The sequence below is a fragment of the Neisseria sp. HMSC078C12 genome, assembly GCF_001838065.1.
In the GTDB taxonomy this organism is placed as follows: domain Bacteria; phylum Pseudomonadota; class Gammaproteobacteria; order Burkholderiales; family Neisseriaceae; genus Neisseria.
Window position 1 is genome coordinate 1 of the sequence record NZ_KV835577.1, and the last position, 6,281, is coordinate 6,281.

General features: G+C 50.3%; 1 protein-coding gene, 2 tRNA genes and 3 rRNA genes. All 6 read right to left on the reverse strand.

Annotated elements, in window-relative coordinates:
* Positions 1 to 103: 103 nt before the first annotated feature.
* The 6 genes from HMPREF2596_RS00065 to HMPREF2596_RS00090 all read right to left on the reverse strand — a co-directional run bounded on the left by HMPREF2596_RS00065 (position 104) and on the right by HMPREF2596_RS00090 (position 6,021).
* The gene (locus tag HMPREF2596_RS00065) at positions 104 to 391 is read right to left on the reverse strand and encodes a ComEA family DNA-binding protein (protein ID WP_004520163.1); all 288 of its coding nucleotides are present in this window, start codon (positions 389 to 391) and stop codon (positions 104 to 106) included.
* Between the two features lie 380 nt (positions 392 to 771).
* Positions 772 to 885 (reverse strand): 5S ribosomal RNA (gene rrf, locus HMPREF2596_RS00070).
* A gap of 96 nt (positions 886 to 981) precedes the next feature.
* Positions 982 to 3,870, reverse strand: a 23S ribosomal RNA gene (locus HMPREF2596_RS00075).
* A gap of 347 nt (positions 3,871 to 4,217) precedes the next feature.
* Positions 4,218 to 4,293: transfer RNA gene (locus HMPREF2596_RS00080), tRNA-Ala, on the reverse strand.
* Between the two features lie 5 nt (positions 4,294 to 4,298).
* Positions 4,299 to 4,375, reverse strand: a tRNA-Ile gene (locus tag HMPREF2596_RS00085).
* A gap of 105 nt (positions 4,376 to 4,480) precedes the next feature.
* Positions 4,481 to 6,021 (reverse strand): 16S ribosomal RNA (locus HMPREF2596_RS00090).
* Together the 16S, 23S and 5S rRNA genes with 2 tRNA genes alongside form the textbook arrangement of a ribosomal RNA operon.
* Between the last annotated feature and the right edge of the window lie 260 nt (positions 6,022 to 6,281).

Sequence of the window (6,281 nt, forward strand, 5' to 3'; positions counted from 1 at the left end):
AAGCCCCCACTGGTTCAAGCTTTATTCCCCCCCCAAACAAAGCCGCCCCGGGCCCAACCGGCAAACGGTTCGGCCGCAGGGCGGCATATAGGCAGAGTCCGGCTTATTTTTTCACGGCAGGCTGCGCGGCCTTAGGCGCGGCAGAAGAAACCGTCGCCTCCGCCTTCAACTTGTTCAGCACCGCATCACCGATGCCCTTCACGTTTTTCAGCTCCTCCACCGATTTGAACGCACCGTTCTTTTGACGGTATTCCACAATCGCCTTCGCCTTAGCCGGGCCGATACCTGGTAATGCCTCCAGTTCCGCAGAAGAGGCGGTATTGACGTTCACGGCAGCCAAAGAGAACGCCGTACACACGGCGGCAAATACACCAAATAAAAATTTCTTCATCAGGGTTTTCCTATAACGTGTCAGATTGAATCAACCGGGCCGTCTGCAGGACGGTTTTCCCCACCCCGCCGACACTGTCGCATCGACAGTAGAACACGGCCCATTCCATATAAATGCATACGACATATTAACGCAAATACCGTTTGATTTCAAACATTCCAAACGGTTAACCGTAACTTTCGGTATTTTTGTGCAAGAATAACAACAGGATAAATATTTCCGATTCCAATACCAAGATGTACAAATACTCCATAAACACCGGTACATCACTATCCCAATGTTTGACCCCAACACCTGTTATCCCAATTCTGCCACCAAACCGACAGAAACGACAGGCATGTAAAAAGCCCCCGACATCAGTCGGGGGCTTCGGAATGGGTGTTTGGCGGTGACCTACTTTCACATGGAAGAACCACACTATCATCGGCGCTGAGTCGTTTCACGGTCCTGTTCGGGATGGGAAGGCGTGGGACCAACTCGCTATGGCCGCCAAACTTAAACTGTTACAAATCGGTAAAGCCTTAATCGGTATAAATGGTGATGACTGAATCAGTCAGTAAGCTTTTATTATTTGAAGTTCTTCAAATGATAGAGTCAAGCCTCACGAGCAATTAGTATGGGTTAGCTTCACGCGTTACCGCGCTTCCACACCCCACCTATCAACGTCCTGGTCTCGAACGACTCTTTAGTGTGGTTAAACCACAAGGGAAGTCTCATCTTCAGGCGAGTTTCGCGCTTAGATGCTTTCAGCGCTTATCTCTTCCGAACTTAGCTACCCGGCTATGCAACTGGCGTTACAACCGGTACACCAGAGGTTCGTCCACTCCGGTCCTCTCGTACTAGGAGCAGCCCCCGTCAAACTTCCAACGCCCACTGCAGATAGGGACCAAACTGTCTCACGACGTTTTAAACCCAGCTCACGTACCACTTTAAATGGCGAACAGCCATACCCTTGGGACCGACTACAGCCCCAGGATGTGATGAGCCGACATCGAGGTGCCAAACTCCGCCGTCGATATGAACTCTTGGGCGGAATCAGCCTGTTATCCCCGGAGTACCTTTTATCCGTTGAGCGATGGCCCTTCCATACAGAACCACCGGATCACTATGTCCTGCTTTCGCACCTGCTCGACTTGTCGGTCTCGCAGTTAAGCTACCTTTTGCCATTGCACTATCAGTCCGATTTCCGACCGGACCTAGGTAACCTTCGAACTCCTCCGTTACTCTTTGGGAGGAGACCGCCCCAGTCAAACTGCCTACCATGCACGGTCCCCGACCCGGATTACGGGTCTGGGTTAGAACCTCAAAGACACCAGGGTGGTATTTCAAGGACGGCTCCACAGAGACTGGCGTCTCTGCTTCAAAGCCTCCCACCTATCCTACACAAGTGACTTCAAAGTCCAATGCAAAGCTACAGTAAAGGTTCACGGGGTCTTTCCGTCTAGCAGCGGGTAGATTGCATCTTCACAACCACTTCAACTTCGCTGAGTCTCGGGAGGAGACAGTGTGGCCATCGTTACGCCATTCGTGCGGGTCGGAACTTACCCGACAAGGAATTTCGCTACCTTAGGACCGTTATAGTTACGGCCGCCGTTTACTGGGGCTTCGATCCGATGCTTGCACATCTTCAATTAACCTTCCAGCACCGGGCAGGCGTCACACCCTATACGTCCACTTTCGTGTTAGCAGAGTGCTGTGTTTTTAATAAACAGTCGCAGCCACCTATTCTCTGCGACCCTCCAGGGCTTACGGAGCAAGTCCTTAACCTTAGAGGGCATACCTTCTCCCGAAGTTACGGTATCAATTTGCCGAGTTCCTTCTCCCGAGTTCTCTCAAGCGCCTTAGAATTCTCATCCTGCCCACCTGTGTCGGTTTGCGGTACGGTTCGATTCAAACTGAAGCTTAGTGGCTTTTCCTGGAAGCGTGGTATCGGTTACTTCATGTCCGTAGACACTCGTCATCACTTCTCGGTGTTAAGAAGACCCGGATTTGCCTAAGTCTTCCACCTACCGGCTTAAACAAGCTATTCCAACAGCTTGCTAACCTAACCTTCTCCGTCCCCACATCGCATTTGAATCAAGTACAGGAATATTAACCTGTTTCCCATCGACTACGCATTTCTGCCTCGCCTTAGGGGCCGACTCACCCTACGCCGATGAACGTTGCGTAGGAAACCTTGGGCTTTCGGCGAGCGGGCTTTTCACCCGCTTTATCGCTACTCATGTCAACATTCGCACTTCTGATACCTCCAGCACACTTTACAATGCACCTTCATCGGCCTACAGAACGCTCCCCTACCATGCCAGTAAACTGGCATCCGCAGCTTCGGTTATAGATTTGAGCCCCGTTACATCTTCCGCGCAGGACGACTCGACCAGTGAGCTATTACGCTTTCTTTAAATGATGGCTGCTTCTAAGCCAACATCCTGGCTGTCTGGGCCTTCCCACTTCGTTTACCACTTAATCTATCATTTGGGACCTTAGCTGGCGGTCTGGGTTGTTTCCCTCTTGACAACGGACGTTAGCACCCGCTGTCTGTCTCCCGAGGAACCACTTGATGGTATTCTTAGTTTGCCATGGGTTGGTAAGTTGCAATAACCCCCTAGCCATAACAGTGCTTTACCCCCATCAGTGTCTTGCTCGAGGCACTACCTAAATAGTTTTCGGGGAGAACCAGCTATCTCCGAGTTTGTTTAGCCTTTCACCCCTATCCACAGCTCATCCCCGCATTTTGCAACATGCGTGGGTTCGGTCCTCCAGTACCTGTTACGGCACCTTCAACCTGGCCATGGATAGATCACTCGGTTTCGGGTCTACACCCAGCAACTGTTCGCCCTATTAAGACTCGGTTTCCCTACGCCTCCCCTATTCGGTTAAGCTCGCTACTGAATGTAAGTCGTTGACCCATTATACAAAAGGTACGCAGTCACACCACAAGGGTGCTCCCACTGTTTGTATGCATCAGGTTTCAGGTTCTATTTCACTCCCCTCCCGGGGTTCTTTTCGCCTTTCCCTCACGGTACTGGTTCACTATCGGTCGATGATGAGTATTTAGCCTTGGAGGATGGTCCCCCCATATTCAGACAGGATTTCACGTGTCCCGCCCTACTTTTCGTACGCTTAGTACCACTGTTGAGATTTCGAATACGGGACTATCACCCACTATGGTCAAGCTTCCCAGCTTGTTCTTCTATCTCGACAGTTATCACGTACAGGCTCCTCCGCGTTCGCTCGCCACTACTTGCGGAATCTCGGTTGATTTCTTTTCCTCCGGGTACTTAGATGGTTCAGTTCTCCGGGTTCACTTCGCTTATCCTATGTATTCAGATAAGGATACCTCCTAAGAGGTGGGTTTCCCCATTCGGACACCGCGGGATCATAGCTTTATTGCCAGCTCCCCCGCGCTTTTCGCAGGCTTACACGTCCTTCGTCGCCTATCATCGCCAAGGCATCCACCTGATGCACTTATTCACTTGACTCTATCATTTCAAGAACCTCTCTGACTTCGTTTACCTACCCGTTGACTAGGGAAGTAAACTTGAAATTCCTACTTTGATAAAGCTTACTGCTTGTTGTGTCTTAACCCTGCCTTTTGTGTTTCAGGATTAAGTCGATACAATCATCACCCAAATACTGTGTTTGTTTTCTTTTCTCTTGCGAGAGATTCTTTATCCTTTGCAAAGAATAAAAAATCAAAACAAACGCATTGTCTTTGTTTGTTGATTTCGGCTTTCCAATTTGTTAAAGATCGATGCGTCGATATTTCACTTCGCAAATCAAAATAAGCTGCTAAGTATAGCAGGCTTCCTTTGATTTGTAAAGTGCTTGGTGGAGGCAAACGGGATCGAACCGATGACCCCCTGCTTGCAAAGCAGGTGCTCTACCAACTGAGCTATGCCCCCGTTCTTGGTGGGTCTGGGAGGACTTGAACCTCCGACCCCACGCTTATCAAGCGTGTGCTCTAACCAGCTGAGCTACAAACCCGGATTCTCTTCTTAAGCGAATCTTGTCTTCACTCAAGCTTTTCTCTTCCGCATCTTTTACAGTTTACCGATAAGTGTGAATGCATCAGACCTCTTCTTTCTCTAGAAAGGAGGTGATCCAGCCGCAGGTTCCCCTACGGCTACCTTGTTACGACTTCACCCCAGTCATGAAGCATACCGTGGTAAGCGGGCTCCTTGCGGTTACCCTACCTACTTCTGGTATCCCCCACTCCCATGGTGTGACGGGCGGTGTGTACAAGACCCGGGAACGTATTCACCGCAGTATGCTGACCTGCGATTACTAGCGATTCCGACTTCATGCACTCGAGTTGCAGAGTGCAATCCGGACTACGATCGGTTTTGTGAGATTGGCTCCGCCTCGCGGCTTGGCTACCCTCTGTACCGACCATTGTATGACGTGTGAAGCCCTGGTCATAAGGGCCATGAGGACTTGACGTCATCCCCACCTTCCTCCGGCTTGTCACCGGCAGTCTCATTAGAGTGCCCAACTTAATGATGGCAACTAATGACAAGGGTTGCGCTCGTTGCGGGACTTAACCCAACATCTCACGACACGAGCTGACGACAGCCATGCAGCACCTGTGTTACGGCTCCCGAAGGCACTCCTCCGTCTCTGGAGGATTCCGTACATGTCAAGACCAGGTAAGGTTCTTCGCGTTGCATCGAATTAATCCACATCATCCACCGCTTGTGCGGGTCCCCGTCAATTCCTTTGAGTTTTAATCTTGCGACCGTACTCCCCAGGCGGTCAATTTCACGCGTTAGCTACGCTACTAAGCAATCAAGTTGCCCAACAGCTAATTGACATCGTTTAGGGCGTGGACTACCAGGGTATCTAATCCTGTTTGCTACCCACGCTTTCGAGCATGAACGTCAGTGTCATCCCAGGAGGCTGCCTTCGCCATCGGTATTCCTCCACATCTCTACGCATTTCACTGCTACACGTGGAATTCTACCTCCCTCTGACACACTCTAGTCACCCAGTTCAGAACGCAGTTCCCAGGTTAAGCCCGGGGATTTCACATCCTGCTTAAGTAACCGTCTGCGCTCGCTTTACGCCCAGTAATTCCGATTAACGCTCGCACCCTACGTATTACCGCGGCTGCTGGCACGTAGTTAGCCGGTGCTTATTCTTCAGGTACCGTCATCAACTGTCGGTATTAGCGACAGCCTTTTCTTCCCTGACAAAAGTCCTTTACAACCCGAAGGCCTTCTTCAGACACGCGGCATGGCTGGATCAGGCTTGCGCCCATTGTCCAAAATTCCCCACTGCTGCCTCCCGTAGGAGTCTGGGCCGTGTCTCAGTCCCAGTGTGGCGGATCATCCTCTCAGACCCGCTACTGATCGTCGCCTTGGTAGGCCTTTACCCCACCAACTAGCTAATCAGATATCGGCCGCTCGAATAACGCAAGGCCCGAAGGTCCCCTGCTTTCCTCCTCAGAGAATATGCGGTATTAGCTAATCTTTCGATTAGTTATCCCCCATTACTCGGTACGTTCCGATATGTTACTCACCCGTTCGCCACTCGCCACCCAAGAAGCAAGCTTCTCTGTGCTGCCGTCCGACTTGCATGTGTAAAGCATGCCGCCAGCGTTCAATCTGAGCCAGGATCAAACTCTTATGTTCAATCTCTAACTTATAACTTCTGGTCTGCTTCAAAGAAACCGACAGGACAATGTCTAAAACATCATCTTGTCTGTCTTTCAAACAGTGTGAGGCCTAATGCACTCACACTTATCGGTAATCTGTTTTTTAAAGAGCGAATCGAATTATACAGTACATTTAGCAAATGTCAACTAAAATTATCGAAAATTTCAACCAACTGTGTTATACTGTCTGCTTCGTTTTCTTCACCGCGTCAGCAGCGAAGAACCGAACTATACGCC

Excerpts from the sequence above, each read along its gene's own strand:
- HMPREF2596_RS00065 (WP_004520163.1), bottom strand. The coding sequence starts at position 391 with ATGAAGAAATTTTTATTTGGTGTATTTGCCGCCGTGTGTACGGCGTTC.